This window comes from Pedobacter sp. UC225_65, from assembly GCF_042698365.1.
GTDB lineage: Bacteria > Bacteroidota > Bacteroidia > Sphingobacteriales > Sphingobacteriaceae > Pedobacter.
In genome coordinates, this window is record NZ_CP170550.1 from 1,822,266 (window position 1) to 1,836,882 (window position 14,617).

The window sequence follows — 14,617 nt, forward strand, 5'->3', positions numbered from 1 at the left end:
ATTGTTCTATTGTTATATTGCTGTTTTAAGTTAAACCACATATTGTATTAAAACCTCAGCAATTTTCCTATCGTTGCTTAATCTTGGAACTTTATTTTGTCCACCTAGTTTACCTTCTGCACGCATATAGTTCACGAATGCATCTTTTTGTAAAGAGCGGATGATCAGTTTTTGTAAGACTTTCCCTTCAATGAGGTCAAAATAGTAAATATTTTTCTTTTGCAAAGCCATGTCTACCTTTTCGCTAAATGCAGCCATGTCTTTAGGCGCCGATGCAAATTCTACAAACCACTCGTGGTAAGGCAGTTCACCTGCTGGTGCATTTACTTGTGGGGCTACGGTAAATTCTGTAATTTCTACTCCTTCTTCATTGGCCACCGATAAAATGGCATGTTCTACTTCTTCCCCAATCACATGCTCGCCAAAGGCAGATATAAAATGTTTGATCCTTCCTGTTACCAATATCTTATAAGGATCTTTAGACACAAATTTAATCGTATCGCCAATACTATATCCCCATAAACCCGCATTGGTATTCAGGATCAGGGCATAGTTCTTTTCTAGCTCTACCTCTGCCAGACTTAAACGTGTAGGGTTTTCATTATAGTACTCATCCGCAGGAATAAATTCGTAGAAAATCCCCGCTTTTGTAAGCAATAACAAACTTTTATCTTCTTGTGTATCTTGATAGGCGATAAATCCTTCTGAAGCTGGATAGGTTTCAATGGTATCTACTTTTCTGCCGATGCTTGCTTCTATTTTAGCCCGATAAGGTTCGTAATTTACCCCACCATATACAAAAAGGCTAAAGTTCTTGAAGATATCCTTGATTTTCTTGCCGCCAGTCTTTTCGCTCAACTTGTCAAAATACATCTGTACCCAAGGTGGTATACCAGAGATCAAGGTCATGTCTTGGTGTAGTGTTTCGGAAACAATGGCATCAACCTTTTCCTCCCAATCTTCTATACAATTGGTGGCATAAGACGGCAATCTGTTTTTTTGCAGATAAGCAGGCACCAAATGTGCTACAATACCAGATAAACGGCCTACATTGACCCATTCTTTTTGGTCAGGATCGGACTACCTTGTAAAAAGATCATTTTGCCATTTACAAAATTGGTCTTGCCTGTTTCGTTGATATAGGTCAACAGGGCATTACGCGCAGCTTTGATATGTTCTGGCATTGATTCTTTTGAAATCGGTATATATTTAACGCCAGAGGTAGTGCCAGAGGTTTTGGCAAAATAAGCTGGTTTGCCTTTCCATAGAATATCTCTTTCTCCTGCAACTACCCTATCGATATAAGGTCTTAAGCCTTCATAGTCTCTTATTGGAACGTTGGCCTTAAAGTCTTCGTAATTTTTAATGGATGAAAAGTTGTGGTCTTTACCAAAAACCGTAGCTGCCGCAGACTTTAACAACAATTGAAAAGTTTGGTCTTGCGCTTTTAAAGAGTGTTCTTTCCACTTCCGGATGCCTTTTACAACCCATGCCGCAAATGGTTTACTTAGTGCTGCTTTTAGTCCCATTTTTTCAGTTACCAGTTGTTAGTTTCCAGTTGTTAGTTATCAGTTTTTAGTTGTTAGTAAACCGCATTAAACGATATTATGGATAATATCTGGATGCTCGTCTCCTTTATATTCGCTCATGATCTTTCTGTAGGCAACGGCAAAAAAGGCTGTTGTAAAAGGTACAATGACAAACGAACTAAAAACAACAACAATTAAGGAAACATATTGATTGATATCGTAATCGAAAAAGTAATTGACCAAACGGAAACCTGTTAATACCACCACATAAAAGAAACCAAAGACAACTGCCTGTACCAATACAAGGCCAACCAAGATAAACAACAGTTTGATAAAGTTGCCTTTTGTAGTGGCCAAACTCAGCTTGATGGATTCGAAAGGTTTGCAATGTTTATCGATGATAAAGAAGGGAAAGAAAACAATCCTGATGAACGTAAAAAAGATACTTAACATGGCAATGGCTACTGCAATATTAACAATAATCTTTCCGGCCTGGGTAAAGTTATCGATCAAGCCTTGGCTAACCGCAAATTTCAAGATAGATTCTAAAATGTACAGCACTGGCATCAATAAAATTCCTACCAAGAAAATGCTCAGGCCAAAATAAACGGTTCCGATCAAAAAGCGGATGACTCTCTTCTAGTAGGCAGCGTTTCTACGATGGTAATGTCTTCTTCACTTTCGTGGTCCAACAGTCTAAAGATGTACTTGATCAAGCAAAGCTCTACGATGCAATAACTCATTACAAAGATCAACAACATCACGATCCTGATCCCAACGTTTAGTTCGCCCATAAAAAAGGCCATAAAGGTTGATGTGGATGCCGTAATGAAGATCAAAAAACATAAGGTGGCGATGGAAAAGTAATTGTCGCGTGTTACTTTCCATGCCTGCATGATCACATCTTTGACGGCGAACGTACTTTCTTTTAAATAATCTATCATGATTGTTTAAATATTACTCTTTTAAATAGATCTTGTATAAAACCCAAACCATAGGCGGTGAGTTGGATAAAAGATGCAATGACACTCAAAAATGCAATTTTAATTGATTTGTTGACCTGCCATGCGTGAAAAAATATCAACAAAAAATATAGGCCTACGATAAAATTGCAGACATAGGCCAAAGGCCAATAAAAGATGTTGAACAATATGGTCAGCATCATTCCAACGGTGGCAACCGCTGGGAAGAAGTGGATCAGCTTCAGCTCTTTTGGAAAATGTTTGTAAATATTGATACGCGCCCTGCCAAAAAAATGCAGTTGTTTATAAAACTGCGAAAAACTTGTCCTTCTTTTATGATAAACTTTAGCTGCTGGGATCAAACCAATCTTAAAGCCATTTTCGTGGATACGGATACTATATTCGATATCCTCTCCTAAACGCGTTAGGATAAAACCACCAACTTTTTCCCAAACTTTTCTGGAAACACCCATGTTAAAACTACGTGGATGAAACTGTCCCACATGTTTTTTGTTACCTCGGATCCCACCTGTAGTAAAAGGCGAAGTCATGGCATAACTGATTGCTTTTTGCACGGGTGTAAAGGTCTGGTGTGCCGCATCTGGACCGCCATAAGCATCTAATTGATGCTCGAAAAGATAGGCAGATACAATTTCCAAGTAATCTTCCGGAATCAGGCAATCTGAATCAAAAATAACGAAGTAATCTCCTTTGGCCCTCTCAAAACCAAAATTTCGGGTAAAACCCTGACCTTCGTTTGGCTTGAAGAAGTACTTTACATCCAATCGATCGGCATAAGAAGCCACAATTTCTTTGGCATCATTTACAGAACCATCTTCAATCACCAAAACCTCAAACTGTGTATAGGTCTGTTTGGTCAAAGTGGTCAATAGCTCATCAATTTCTTGTGGGCGGTTGTAAAGTGGAATGATGATGGAGAAAAACATGTTTGAGGATGTAAAATATAAAACGGATCATGGAAGGTGGATAGTTTAGCACTTCCATCTTATTCTTCCATTTTACATTAAATTATTTCTTTTTCTATTAAATACTGGTTTCTTTCTGGCGCATTACGAGTTACCAACTCTGCCACAAAACCTGTTAAAAACATTTGTGAACCTACAATGATCGCCACCAATGCGATATAAAATAAGGGTTGGTCTGTAATTTCTCTTTTGTATGGAATATGAGCCGCGATATGGTATAGTTTTACAGCAATCATCCAAATGGCCATGATACTACCAATCAAAAAGCTCAGTACACCCAAGGAACCAAAAAAGTGCATGGGACGTTTGCCAAATTTACCTACAAAGAAGATAGACAACAGATCCAAAAAACCATTGATGAACCTGCTAAAGCCAAATTTGGTTGTTCCATATTTTCTGGCCCTATGTTCTACCACCTGTTCTCCGATCTTACTAAAACCGGCCCATTTGGCAATTACAGGAATGTAACGGTGCATTTCGCCATATACTTCTATGGTTTTGATCACATCTTTACGGTAAGCTTTTAGTCCACAGTTAAAATCGTTCAGTTTAATACCACTCATTTTACGCGTAGCGGCATTGAACAATTTTGTAGGGATAGTTTTGGTAATAGGATCATATCTTTTCTTTTTCCAACCTGAAACGATATCGTATTTTTCTTCTATGATCCTTCTGTACAGTTCCGGAATTTCGTCTGGGCTATCTTGCAGGTCGGCATCCATTGTAATGATCACCTCCCCTTGTGCTGCTTCAAAAGCCACATTCAATGCTGCAGATTTACCATAGTTCCTTCTAAACTTTATGGCTTTGATACTTCCATAAGTTTCTTTTAAAGCTGTAAGTACTGCCCATGAGGTATCTGTACTGCCATCATCAACAAACACGGCTTCATAAGAAAAATTGTTCTCTACCATTACTTTGTCTATCCAGGCAATGAGTTCTGGGAGCGATTCTTCTTCGTTATATAAAGGTACTACAACTGATATATCCATTTTTTAGTCTTATCGTCTTTACGAGAGAAATGACGAAGCAATCTTTTCAGTTAGATTGCCCTACACTTAGCGTTACCCTGCCCTTCGTTCGCAATGACGTATTATTAGAAACGTGCAAATTTCATCAAATTATATGATAAAACCTGCACGTTGATAAATTTATATTAATTAGGGTTTATTGTACCCCAAACTTTTCGTCTTCTTGCCCTTGCCAAGGATTAGGATTGCTTTTTTTGAAGATCAAAGCAAAGATCAAAGCAAAGATGAAATAGAAAATCGCCGCAATACCAAAACCAATAACCGCTTGGCTAAATGTTGGGGTAAATTGTTTGTCCAAACTTTCTGAAGCTGCCTGTATGGCCTTATTCATGTCGTCTTCAGCCATACCCATAGATTTGTACATCGATTCCATTTTCTCCATTGAAAGTTCTTTCATCTTTACTGGATAGGTTGGATCAATAAATTTCCCAAACAAGTTCGTACATATATATACGATAGCCATTGCTGTTAAAAACATCGCAAAAATAGGCCAAAGCGCTTCTCCAAAGCTCCAATAACCACCTGCTTTTTTTCTTAGGTCAATACAGAAAAATACGGCCAAGGTTATTCCTATTACGACAGTTATTACCACATAGACGTAAGAACTCATTAAACTTGGCATCAGGTACCAGGTTACCAGGAAAATAACCAGATTGATCGCACCCCAAATAGCACCGTTTTTTAGGGCTTCGGTTCTTAAATTCACTTTTGTAGTTGTTGTTTCCATTTTAGTTTGATTTTGGTTTATCTATTTTTATTGAAGTTAGTAATTAATGTATAGACTGCAACATCAAAACTTTTGTTACTGCTAAATTTAATTAGTTCTTGCTGTGTCGCCTCACTGGTGTTTGGCTGTAAGAAGAAGGTCATGAAAGGCACAAAAAGATCTTCCATTTCTTCACTCAGTTCTAATAGATTGGCATTGTTACAGATATCTTCTACACTGCTTTCGGCCAATTGTTGGTTACTGATCAGGTCTTCATAGATATGGAACTCATCTTGGAATTCGTCTTCTTCAACCAATAAAAACTCTTTCAAGAAGTCTTCCAAGCCTGGTTTGATCTCTTCATCATGACATTCGTTGATGTAAAGCAACAAGTTCAATAATTCTGTTCCACGCTCAATGGTCTCTTCTTCTATATTTTCCCATTCTTTCGATTCCAAGTAATCCTCTTCCAGTTTGTTCACATCACTGGTAAAGAAATTGATCATCAACAGATCAAAATATACTTCCCTCAATTCTTCAAATTTCGGATGTTCATCAAAAACCTCGTCAAATTCGGCAACCTTCTCCAGGAAGTTCATGTCTTTTCCAAAAACCTCAACTAATCTTTGCTCAATTGCAATTGAGTCTATTTCGTTTGCAGCAGCAAATTGGTCCAATGATGCAATTAACGCTTGTTCTACACTACTATTCATAAGTTTGATATTGTTTGTTGTTGTATACCAATTGTACTTTTCCTTTTAGGGTTTTGCCCAACAAAGGCGAGTTACTTGATTTTGATAAATTAGTTGATGCATTGTATAACCATTCCTGACCTGGGTTATAGACCGTAAAGTTTGCTTCAGCTCCCTTTTCAATCACAGGAATAGGTAAGTTAAGTAATTTTCTAGGATTAATGGCCAATTTCTCTGCAATCAATGCTGAGTCCAAGCCTACCTGCAACAATAAAGGTAGAACGGTTTGCAGGGTGATGATGCCATAAGCTGCAATCTCAAACTCTACATCCTTAAATTCGATTTCGTGCGGGCGATGTTGTGATGAAACCGCATCAATTGTCCCGTCTTTTAATCCGGCAACCAATGCTTTGTTGTCAGTTTTGCTTCTTAATGGTGGTTTAACCTTATAGTTGCTGTCAAAATCGTTCAACAGTTCTTCGGTAAATACCAGTTGGTGTGCAGCTACATCGCAGGTAATTTTAACCCCATCTTTTTTCGCCTTTTTGATCAGGGCAACTGACCCTGCAGTTGAGATGTTACTGATGTGGATGGGTGCATTGTGATAGGTCGCTAAAAATATGTCCCTAGAGATTTGCATCTCTTCGGCCAATGCCGGAACACCTTTCATACCCAACAATACATTGTTCTTACTTTCGTTTACTTGGGCTTTACCAGCGATAGATTTGTTTTCTGGATAAACGATCAATAAGGCACCAAATCCTAAACCATATTGTAAAGCACGACTCATAAAACCATCATCACTAATGGCTTTGCTACCATCAGAAAAAGCAACAGCTCCGGCATTTTTCATGTCAAACAGCTCTGCCATTTCCTTTCCTTCCAGATCACGACTAATTGCGCCTATCGGGTAAACATCAACCAAGTTATTTTTTGCTCGGTTAAGGATATATTCTACTTCGCCCTTAGACTGTACTACAGGTTTGGTATTGGGCAAAACTGCCAGTCCGGTAAATCCACCTGCCTTTGCGGCCGCAGTTCCGGTTTGGATATCTTCTTTGGTTTCCAGACCAGGATCACCAATCATACAGTTCAGGTCAAAAAAACCGGGCGAAAGCACAGCACCTTTAGCTTCAAACACAGTTTCGCCCTTTTGAGGGGTCAATTGCGCTGAAATGGCTGTAATTTTTCCTTGTTCAACGCGTAGGTCGCAGGTTTTCTGATTAAACTCGCTGTTAGGATCAGCAATGGTAATTCCCTTAACTAAGAGGTTCATGAATTTTTATGTTATTGATTAGCTTATATATATTTATTTGCATCAATGAGCTCGCAAGCTCGGTTTTTGGATAGGATAAAATCGGACCAATACTATTTCAATCGCTATAAAAACTAAGCTCAAAATTAGGCAAAGTTTCCATAACTCGGTTCCATTATTTTTAGCGGAAACAGCAGAGGCGATACTGTCAGATTTTGGATCTAAAAACACAACCTCTTGTTTACCAAATAATTTCTGCAGCTCTGTTTGCGCTGTATAGTGCATATCAGATTCTGTTCTATTGTCGTTAAATGCCACTACGGCCAATGTCGAATCTGCCTTTTTTAGATCGTAAAAGCCAGCTCTTTTTACCTGGTCTGCAATGTACAACAAGGTTTTACCATTGGTTTGGCGCAATTCTGGTATCACTTCAAACTGATCAGCCACTAACTTTAAAGATTGATTGGCACCTAGATTGATCTTTTGGCTCTCCAATACATTGTCTTTCATTGCCGTATAATAGATAGGTTGCTCTTTGGCGCTTGCAAAGGCAATCTTATACATCAAGGGTACAAAAACAGGATGTTTCGCAAAATTGCTGTCTTCATTCTCCAGATCTGTGGCCGAAAGATAAACCTGTCCATTGCCAATTGTATAACGGGCAAAAAATAGTTTGTTGGCTGGCAACTGCAATAGGTTTTCTTTATTGCTGTTGTTGCTTTCGTTAAAATCCAAATACCGGTTCACTTGTGGCAGATTCAGGTTTTGGGGCAAGCTCTCAAACACATCCTTAAACAAGGGATGGCCCAACTCGATCTTACTTACCTTAGCCGGCACTTTATTTAAGGCAGTAATGGCAGGCAGGTTCAATGCAGTTAGAAATTGGCTGTAAATCGTCACGTCTGCATCTAGATCCGGAAAGACCACCACCGCGCCACCGTTGGCAATATAAGTTTTCAGTTCTTGTGCCAAACCACTAGAGGGGTTGGCCAAACCATTTAAAACAATAAGGCTATAAGAAGAAAATGCGGCATAGTTGATGTTCGCCTCCGGCATTTCGGTCAACTTAAAATATCGATCCGCCCCAAACAAGGCTTTGATGTATTTACCGTCTTGCTTGCCATTAATGCTCAGTACCTTTTGCTCTGCACTGACCTTAAAACTAAAATTAAGTTGATCATCGAACGTTAGCGGAAAATCTTTGATGCTGATGGTTCCCTTTTGCCAGCCTAAGGCTAAGCCACTGTATGAAAGTGTATCAATTGTGGTTTTACCTGCCGGAACATTTAAGCTACTGATCGCTTTTTGCTGGGCATTGATATTGAGTTTTACGGCGATATTTTTAGCATCCTCATCTCCATAATTGCGCAACTGTACGACCAATTTTTCTGTGGCATTGGCCTGATGAACTGGCGACAATAACCAAACACTGTCTACCGCAACATTTGGCAGGTCGTTGGCATTTAATTTGACCAAGGATAGGTTTGTATTGCCATCGGCCTGAATAGGCTCATTACCTGCAAAACCATTTTGGAAGTCTGAGATCACGTAGATAAAACGGTTACTCGCCCCAGTAAAAACACTTTGCTGCCTGTTGATTGACCTGTTGCAATCGACGACTCGCAGAAGATCTTCACCTCATCTACTGCCTGTAGCAATTCGTCTCCATTTAACAGCCTTTGGTGCTTGCCTTCAAAATCATTGGTCAGCAACTGAAAACGATCATTGATCTGAAACGCTTTTACGATTTCTTTGGCCTTGCGTTTGGCTTCATCTAACAGACTTCCTTCTTTGTTTACAGCTTCCATGCTGTAAGAATTGTCGATATAGATGCTGACGATGTTACCTCTATTTTGGTCTATCTTACTGCCAGAAGGCAAAAATGGACGCGCAAAAGCCAATACCAAAAATACAATGGCCAATATCCTACATAAAAGAATCAATAGGTTTTTAACTTTTTCTCTCGAAGAATTTTGCTCTTTAACCTCTTTTAAGAAAGCAACATTACTGAAATAGACTTTTTTAAATTTCCGGAAATTGAATAAATGGATAATGACCGGGATAGCGACCGTTAAAAGTGCAAAAAGAAAGCCCGGATAAAGGAAATTCATTAAAAACCAAAGATAGAAAAATTATGGAAAATAGCGAATTGGTAAATGAAAACTTACTTAATATGCCTCCTACATTCTTATAAAGGAACAATACATGTTTAAACATCAATATAGATATTTGACAAGAATGACTGTATTATCTACTGAATAATTCCATATTATAGAATAAAAGTCATTTTTAATTAATAAATTATGAATATTATTCTTTTAATACATAGATTTATAGAATTAAAACCAAAAAAAACATGACTTTAGACAAAATTGACCTGGCCATTTTAAGGTTGATGCAGGAAAATTCACGGATATCGAACATCCATATGGCCAAAGAACTAGAGATGGCGCCATCGGCGGTTCTGGAACGTGTAAAAAAACTGGAACAGAAAAACGTAATCATGCAGTACACCGCAAGGATCGATCCTGTTGCCGTAGACCTGAAACTATTGGCTTTTATCTCTATGCGTACCTCAAATACGGTTGGCTGTACCACTACAGCAGATGAGCTGGCACAGATCAAAGAAGTACAAGAGGTACATATCGTTGCAGGCGAAGATTGTTACCTGGTAAAGGTAAGGACAACCGATTCTGCTTCATTAATGGCTTTAATGCGCGATTCTTTCAGCAAAATCTCAAACATCCTATCTGTTCGTACCACTATCGTACTCGAAACGGTTAAAGAACAACAACAATTGATCATTCCCGAAAACCCTACTAAATAACCCCTATTATGGCAAATGTAAAAAAACCAGCCCCTTTAATTATCGTATACCTAGCCTTTGCCATTGTTTATGTTGTATGGGGCTCTACCTATTTTTTCATTCAAAAAGCACTTGCTGGGTTCCCACCATTTATATTGGGCACTTTTAGATTTATCGTAGCAGGCCTATTGCTGATTGACCTGGTGCAAGTTTACCGGAAAAGAGATATTCAACAAACAGACCATTAAACATGCTGCAGTAAGCGGCATCTTGATGTTAGGCGTTGGAAACGGAATTGTGATCTGGGTAGAACAGTTCATTCCAAGCGGACTTGTGGCCATTATGGTGGCCTCTGCAGCCATTTGGTTTGTGATCTTGGACAAACCTAAATGGAAAGAGAACCTGAGCAGCACCTCTACGGTTACGGGCTTGATTGTTGGTTTTATTGGTGTAATCTTGTTATTTGGCGAGCAGCTATTGCACATCCTCAGCACCAACCAAAGCACTACACAGATTGTTGGTATGATCTTGTTGATCTTAGGCCCTATTGCATGGGCAGGCGGCTCACTTTATTCAAAATACAAGTCTGACCCTAACAGCTCTGTTTCGGTTAATACGGCATGGCAGATGATCGCAGCAGGTATTGCCTTTATACCTGGCAGTTTGTTCAGTTCAGAATTTAAACATTTCAATTGGCAGCACATCCCATTGGATGCCTGGCTTTCTATCATCTACTTGATCATTTTTGGCTCGATTGCCGCTTTTAGCGCTTATGTTTGGCTGTTAAAAGTTCGTCCGGCAACACAGGTAAGTACCTATGCTTATGTCAATCCGGTAGTGGCCGTTTTATTGAGCTTATGCTTTACCAGCGAAAAGATTACCCTCATCCAACTTTTAGGTCTGGTGGTGATTTTGGGAAGCGTACTGCTGATCAATTTGGCCAAGTACAGAAAAAGCAAGGAAGTGGCACTGCAGGCCTAAACTATTTTGTCTTTTCAAGTTCTTTAGCCAATGCTTTGGCCACTTGAACCTCATCTGGTAATACATCGACCAAAATACCTTCTTTATTGATCAAAAAATGGGTCGGGTAAGCGGTTACATTCAGCTTATCGTTCATATATGTCCCTTGGTTAGGAACTGTAGCATAATCAAACGTTATCCTCGTTAAAAACTGTTGCAGTTCCTTTTTAGAATCTGATGCCAAACTGATAAAAAGGATATCTTTTCGGTCTTTGTATTTTTTCACCATTTCATTCAATGCAGGCATTTCTTTAACACAGGCTACGCAACCAATAAACCAACATTTTAATAAAACAATTTTTCCTTTGATGTTTGTGGGAGTATAAACTTTTCCATTTACATCCGTAAAACTGAAATTAGGAATCGGCTTCCCCTTCATCTGATGGAACTTCAATTCTTCTTTAGCAAATTGTTTCATGTAGGCACCGATAAATGAATTTGCTTTTGGACTGATCTTTTCCAATCTATAAACAAGTTCAGTACCTGTGGCATTGATCACCAAAGGAAAATAAAGTCCCGAGCCTAATTCTTTCAAGAAATTTTGTTTGCTGATCTGCTGGCCTTTTGCATTTAAAGGGGTAAAATCTTCATATAAAGCAACATTTCGAGTATAATAATCCCAAAAATTATCAAAACTTGCCAAGATAGACCTTACCGGCATCAAAGGCAGACCTAGTTTCGATTCGGTCAATATGAGCTTTTCAACTTTAGCACGACCTGGTGTCTCATCACCAGCTACTTTTGGATGTTGAATGCAAGAAAAAAATAGACCTGTACATAACAGGCCATAGTAATAAACACTTTTCATATCTTTAGTTTAAAGTTCAATACAAGATAAGTATTATTAACTAAAAACTTAGTAGAAAGAATTTATTTTACATATATTTTTTCAGGGCCTCCCATAAAGTCCCGTCATAATCGTATACATCAGGTCTGAATTGAACTTTTCCATGCTCAACCCATGCGGTATAATAACCGATTACAACAGCGATATTCTTTCTGGTGGCAAACCAGGCTGGCTTTAATTGAAAGACTTTTACCGTATCTGTTCTTTTGGCCAGTTTCTTTTTGTACAATGACATCCTTGTGGTATCAAGTGGAGGCAGGTTTACCTCCATGCGCAGGTCATCGTACTGGTTTTTGCTTTTTACGATCAGTTGGGCAAATTCCAATGGTTTTTCGATACGCACACAGCCATGGCTGATCGCCCTGTTTGCCAACCTAAAGCCATTCTTATTATTGGTATCGTGCAGATAGATGCTCGAACTATTGTCGAAAATAAACTTGAACTTACCTAATGCATTACCTTCTCCAGAACCTTGTTTAAATTGAAAAGGGAGCTTCTCTCTCGAGTATTTGTTCCATTGGATGGTATCTGGGTCATTCACCAATCTTCCTTTAAAGTAGACTTTGATGTTGTTGTTCGACAAATAATAAGGGTACCTTAATGGCCTGATAATAGATTTCACTCTGGGCAATACTTACAGGGATATTCCAGATCGGATTAACCTGTATGGCATTAAAAACACTGAACAATTGTGGTGTTTCATGGTTCTTCGGTTTATCATCTAAACTACCAGATTTTAGATACAGCTTCATCTTTTCCGCATAGGTAGCTTCTCTCTTACTGCCCACACAAACGTTCATATGGGTCAAGGTATCTTGTTTATCGAGCCAGGTCAAAGAAAAATCGGGGATATTGACCATAACTACCTCGTCGGTTTTCATGGGCAGCTGCCAACGCATGCGCTCCATGTTCAATTTGATGGATCTTATTGCGGGGTTATTGTCTGTCTTTAGGCTATCACGATAAAAAGCCAAAGCCTGCTTTAATGCTAAATAGTTTTTTGAAGTCTGCTGGGCATCTTTTAAAACAGCGAAAATATCTTCGCTGTTCAATAGCGAATCCATGGCCAAGCTATCGGGGCGTTTGTTGGCAATATAATAACGGTTAAATATTTTGCGTGGGTTTACCGCTCCATACCTAATGGCGTTGTGATATTTTAGTAAAGCATCTGCAGTTCGTATTTCCAGCGCTGCAATTACGGGATATACTTCTTCGATCGTTTTAAATTGATTGGCATTTAATGTACCCAAAAGGTCTGTCAACTCATTTACCTTAAAAGCTTCCGGATTAAAACCATCAGCTTTGCTGGCTTCGATATAACTTCTCAAACTATCCAATCCACCATTGGTATAAAAACGGGTAATCAATATCGGATTGTTCTGGTGCGAATCGTAAAAGGCGGTAATTACTTTAGGATTGGATAGTTTTTTGCTCAACTCGTCCAGTTTTTTGTTAAAAACAAGATCGTAGGCAACGGTGTCAAATTTTTTATAGAGTTTATTATCGAAATGTTTGGTCAGCACCGTGGCTATTTCAGGTTCTGTATTAAACCATCCACAAGAACTTAAAAGCAAACATAAAGCGAAAAAGAGTAGCGTTTTCTTCAATTTTTTATTGGTTTAGATGATAGTTTTTCTAAGATAAATCACGTAACTACTTCAAATTAAATGCCATATTTTTTTGATTTCACATTTACTAAGCTATATTTGCATCATCTTCTCGCCAAAATTACGGAAAGAAAGTAATATATGATCCAAGTTTTAAACCATCACGTACATTTACATCATCGCCATTGTGGCGATAGATAGATTAATGTTTTGTACGCAAAACGGTTTTTAAAACAGATTCAATATTCTTATTCCTAATTTTATATCAAGTGAAAACACTTAAGATTGCCATCCAAAAATCGGGTAGGCTAAACGAAAAATCAGTAGAAATTCTTAAAAATTGTGGCTTATCTTTCGAGAACTACAAAAGCTCATTAATATCAACCGTAACTAATTTCCCATTAGAAATCTTGTTTTTAAGGGATGATGACATTCCAGAATATGTTCAGGATGGCATTGCAGACTTGGGCATTGTTGGCGAAAATGTCATGATCGAAGCCGGCGCAGATGTTTCTTATCTACAACAATTGGGCTTTGGTAAATGCACCTTAAAGATCGCTGTCCAGAGTACCGATAACATTACCGAACTTTCGCAATTGAACGGCAAGGCTATTGCTACTTCCTACCCTGTAATCCTCCAAAAATACCTCTCAGCAAACAACGTCAATGCACAGATCAGAAACATCTCTGGCTCAGTAGAGATTGGTCCGGGTCTGGGCTTAAGCGATGCCATATTTGACATCGTTTCTACCGGCGCTACCTTGAAGAGCAACGGGCTAAAACCATTTAAAAATGTAATGGATTCTGAAGCCGTGTTGATCTGCAGTAAAGGTATTGAACTGGCACCAGAAGTACTGGAGCTTTTGCAACGGATCCAATCTGTATTAAGGGCAAAAGCCACCAAATATGTAGTTTTAAACGTAGAGAAAAAGAACCTACAGGCGGTGGTAGATTTATTGCCAGGCGTAAAAAGTCCTACCATAGTTCCATTGTTTGAAGAAGATTGGGTTGCTGTTCATTCTGTAATAGCCGAGCAAGATTTTTGGGAAAAGATCAACAGCCTTAAATTGGCAGGTGCCCAAGGAATTGTGGTGATGCCAATTGAAAAAATCATTACCTAAAAGTGCTAAATCCTAGCAAAAAGATGATATTTTATATTAACTATTAGTTAAATTA

The 14,617-nt window shown here is 38.6% G+C and carries 16 protein-coding genes and 1 pseudogene; 4 read left to right on the forward strand and 13 right to left on the reverse strand.

Annotated elements, in window-relative coordinates; genetic code table 11:
- Positions 1-30 precede the first annotated feature (30 nt).
- The 10 genes and pseudogenes from ACFJIZ_RS09575 to ACFJIZ_RS09620 form a co-directional block, all read right to left on the reverse strand.
- Positions 31-1,529: pseudogene (locus ACFJIZ_RS09575) on the reverse strand (GH3 auxin-responsive promoter family protein).
- 66 nt (positions 1,530-1,595) lie between these two features.
- A complete protein-coding gene (locus tag ACFJIZ_RS09580) occupies positions 1,596-2,150 on the reverse strand; it encodes a hypothetical protein (protein ID WP_379092834.1) in 555 nt (184 codons plus the stop codon).
- Positions 2,147-2,473, reverse strand: a complete 327-nt coding sequence (locus tag ACFJIZ_RS09585; protein WP_379092837.1) for a hypothetical protein — start codon at positions 2,471-2,473, stop codon at positions 2,147-2,149. Before ACFJIZ_RS09585 ends, ACFJIZ_RS09580 begins: the two co-directional genes overlap by 4 nt.
- Positions 2,470-3,438: a glycosyltransferase gene (locus tag ACFJIZ_RS09590; RefSeq protein WP_379092840.1), complete on the reverse strand. Its 969-nt coding sequence runs from the start codon at positions 3,436-3,438 to the stop codon at positions 2,470-2,472. Before ACFJIZ_RS09590 ends, ACFJIZ_RS09585 begins: the two co-directional genes overlap by 4 nt.
- 77 nt (positions 3,439-3,515) lie before the next feature.
- A complete protein-coding gene (locus tag ACFJIZ_RS09595) occupies positions 3,516-4,469 on the reverse strand; it encodes a glycosyltransferase family 2 protein (protein WP_379092843.1) in 954 nt (317 codons plus the stop codon).
- 175 nt (positions 4,470-4,644) lie between these two features.
- The gene (locus tag ACFJIZ_RS09600; RefSeq protein ID WP_379092846.1) at positions 4,645-5,235 is read right to left on the reverse strand and encodes a DUF4199 domain-containing protein; all 591 of its coding nucleotides are present in this window, start codon (positions 5,233-5,235) and stop codon (positions 4,645-4,647) included.
- Between the two features lie 17 nt (positions 5,236-5,252).
- A complete protein-coding gene (locus ACFJIZ_RS09605) occupies positions 5,253-5,927 on the reverse strand; it encodes a hypothetical protein (protein WP_379092849.1) in 675 nt (224 codons plus the stop codon).
- Positions 5,920-7,182 (reverse strand): dihydroorotase family protein, encoded by a 1,263-nt coding sequence (locus tag ACFJIZ_RS09610; protein WP_379092852.1) that lies wholly within the window; start codon positions 7,180-7,182, stop codon positions 5,920-5,922. Before ACFJIZ_RS09610 ends, ACFJIZ_RS09605 begins: the two co-directional genes overlap by 8 nt.
- 42 nt (positions 7,183-7,224) lie before the next feature.
- Positions 7,225-8,709, reverse strand: a complete 1,485-nt coding sequence (locus ACFJIZ_RS09615; RefSeq protein WP_379092855.1) for a hypothetical protein — start codon at positions 8,707-8,709, stop codon at positions 7,225-7,227.
- Entirely contained in the window at positions 8,706-9,272 is a 567-nt protein-coding gene (locus ACFJIZ_RS09620; protein ID WP_379092858.1) for a BatA domain-containing protein, read from the reverse strand. The genes ACFJIZ_RS09615 and ACFJIZ_RS09620 overlap by 4 nt, the downstream gene beginning before the upstream one ends.
- 245 nt (positions 9,273-9,517) lie before the next feature.
- Here ACFJIZ_RS09620 and ACFJIZ_RS09625 point away from each other — a divergent pair, with 245 nt between their 5' ends.
- Genes ACFJIZ_RS09625 through ACFJIZ_RS09635 form a run of 3 tightly spaced genes read left to right on the forward strand, consistent with a single transcriptional unit; the run spans position 9,518 to position 10,948 of the window.
- Positions 9,518-9,988 carry an Lrp/AsnC family transcriptional regulator gene (locus tag ACFJIZ_RS09625; protein WP_379092861.1) on the forward strand — a complete coding sequence of 157 codons (471 nt, stop codon included), beginning with the start codon at positions 9,518-9,520 and terminating at the stop codon, positions 9,986-9,988.
- 8 nt (positions 9,989-9,996) lie between these two features.
- Positions 9,997-10,215 (forward strand): EamA family transporter, encoded by a 219-nt coding sequence (locus tag ACFJIZ_RS09630; protein WP_379092864.1) that lies wholly within the window; start codon positions 9,997-9,999, stop codon positions 10,213-10,215.
- Positions 10,163-10,948, forward strand: a complete 786-nt coding sequence (locus ACFJIZ_RS09635; protein WP_379092867.1) for an EamA family transporter — start codon at positions 10,163-10,165, stop codon at positions 10,946-10,948. The genes ACFJIZ_RS09630 and ACFJIZ_RS09635 overlap by 53 nt, the downstream gene beginning before the upstream one ends.
- Before the next feature lies 1 nt (position 10,949).
- On the opposite strand, the gene ACFJIZ_RS09640 is transcribed toward ACFJIZ_RS09635, so the two are convergent.
- The 3 genes from ACFJIZ_RS09640 to ACFJIZ_RS09650 all read right to left on the reverse strand — a co-directional run bounded on the left by ACFJIZ_RS09640 (position 10,950) and on the right by ACFJIZ_RS09650 (position 13,441).
- Positions 10,950-11,795 (reverse strand): TlpA family protein disulfide reductase, encoded by an 846-nt coding sequence (locus ACFJIZ_RS09640; RefSeq protein WP_379092869.1) that lies wholly within the window; start codon positions 11,793-11,795, stop codon positions 10,950-10,952.
- 67 nt (positions 11,796-11,862) lie between these two features.
- Complete coding sequence (locus ACFJIZ_RS09645) at positions 11,863-12,417, reverse strand: L,D-transpeptidase family protein (protein ID WP_379092872.1); 555 nt, start codon at positions 12,415-12,417, stop codon at positions 11,863-11,865.
- Positions 12,386-13,441 carry a hypothetical protein gene (locus ACFJIZ_RS09650; RefSeq protein ID WP_379092875.1) on the reverse strand — a complete coding sequence of 352 codons (1,056 nt, stop codon included), beginning with the start codon at positions 13,439-13,441 and terminating at the stop codon, positions 12,386-12,388. The genes ACFJIZ_RS09645 and ACFJIZ_RS09650 overlap by 32 nt, the downstream gene beginning before the upstream one ends.
- Before the next feature lie 269 nt (positions 13,442-13,710).
- Here ACFJIZ_RS09650 and hisG point away from each other — a divergent pair, with 269 nt between their 5' ends.
- Complete coding sequence (gene hisG / locus ACFJIZ_RS09655) at positions 13,711-14,562, forward strand: ATP phosphoribosyltransferase (RefSeq protein ID WP_379092878.1); 852 nt, start codon at positions 13,711-13,713, stop codon at positions 14,560-14,562.
- The last annotated feature ends 55 nt before the right edge of the window (positions 14,563-14,617 follow it).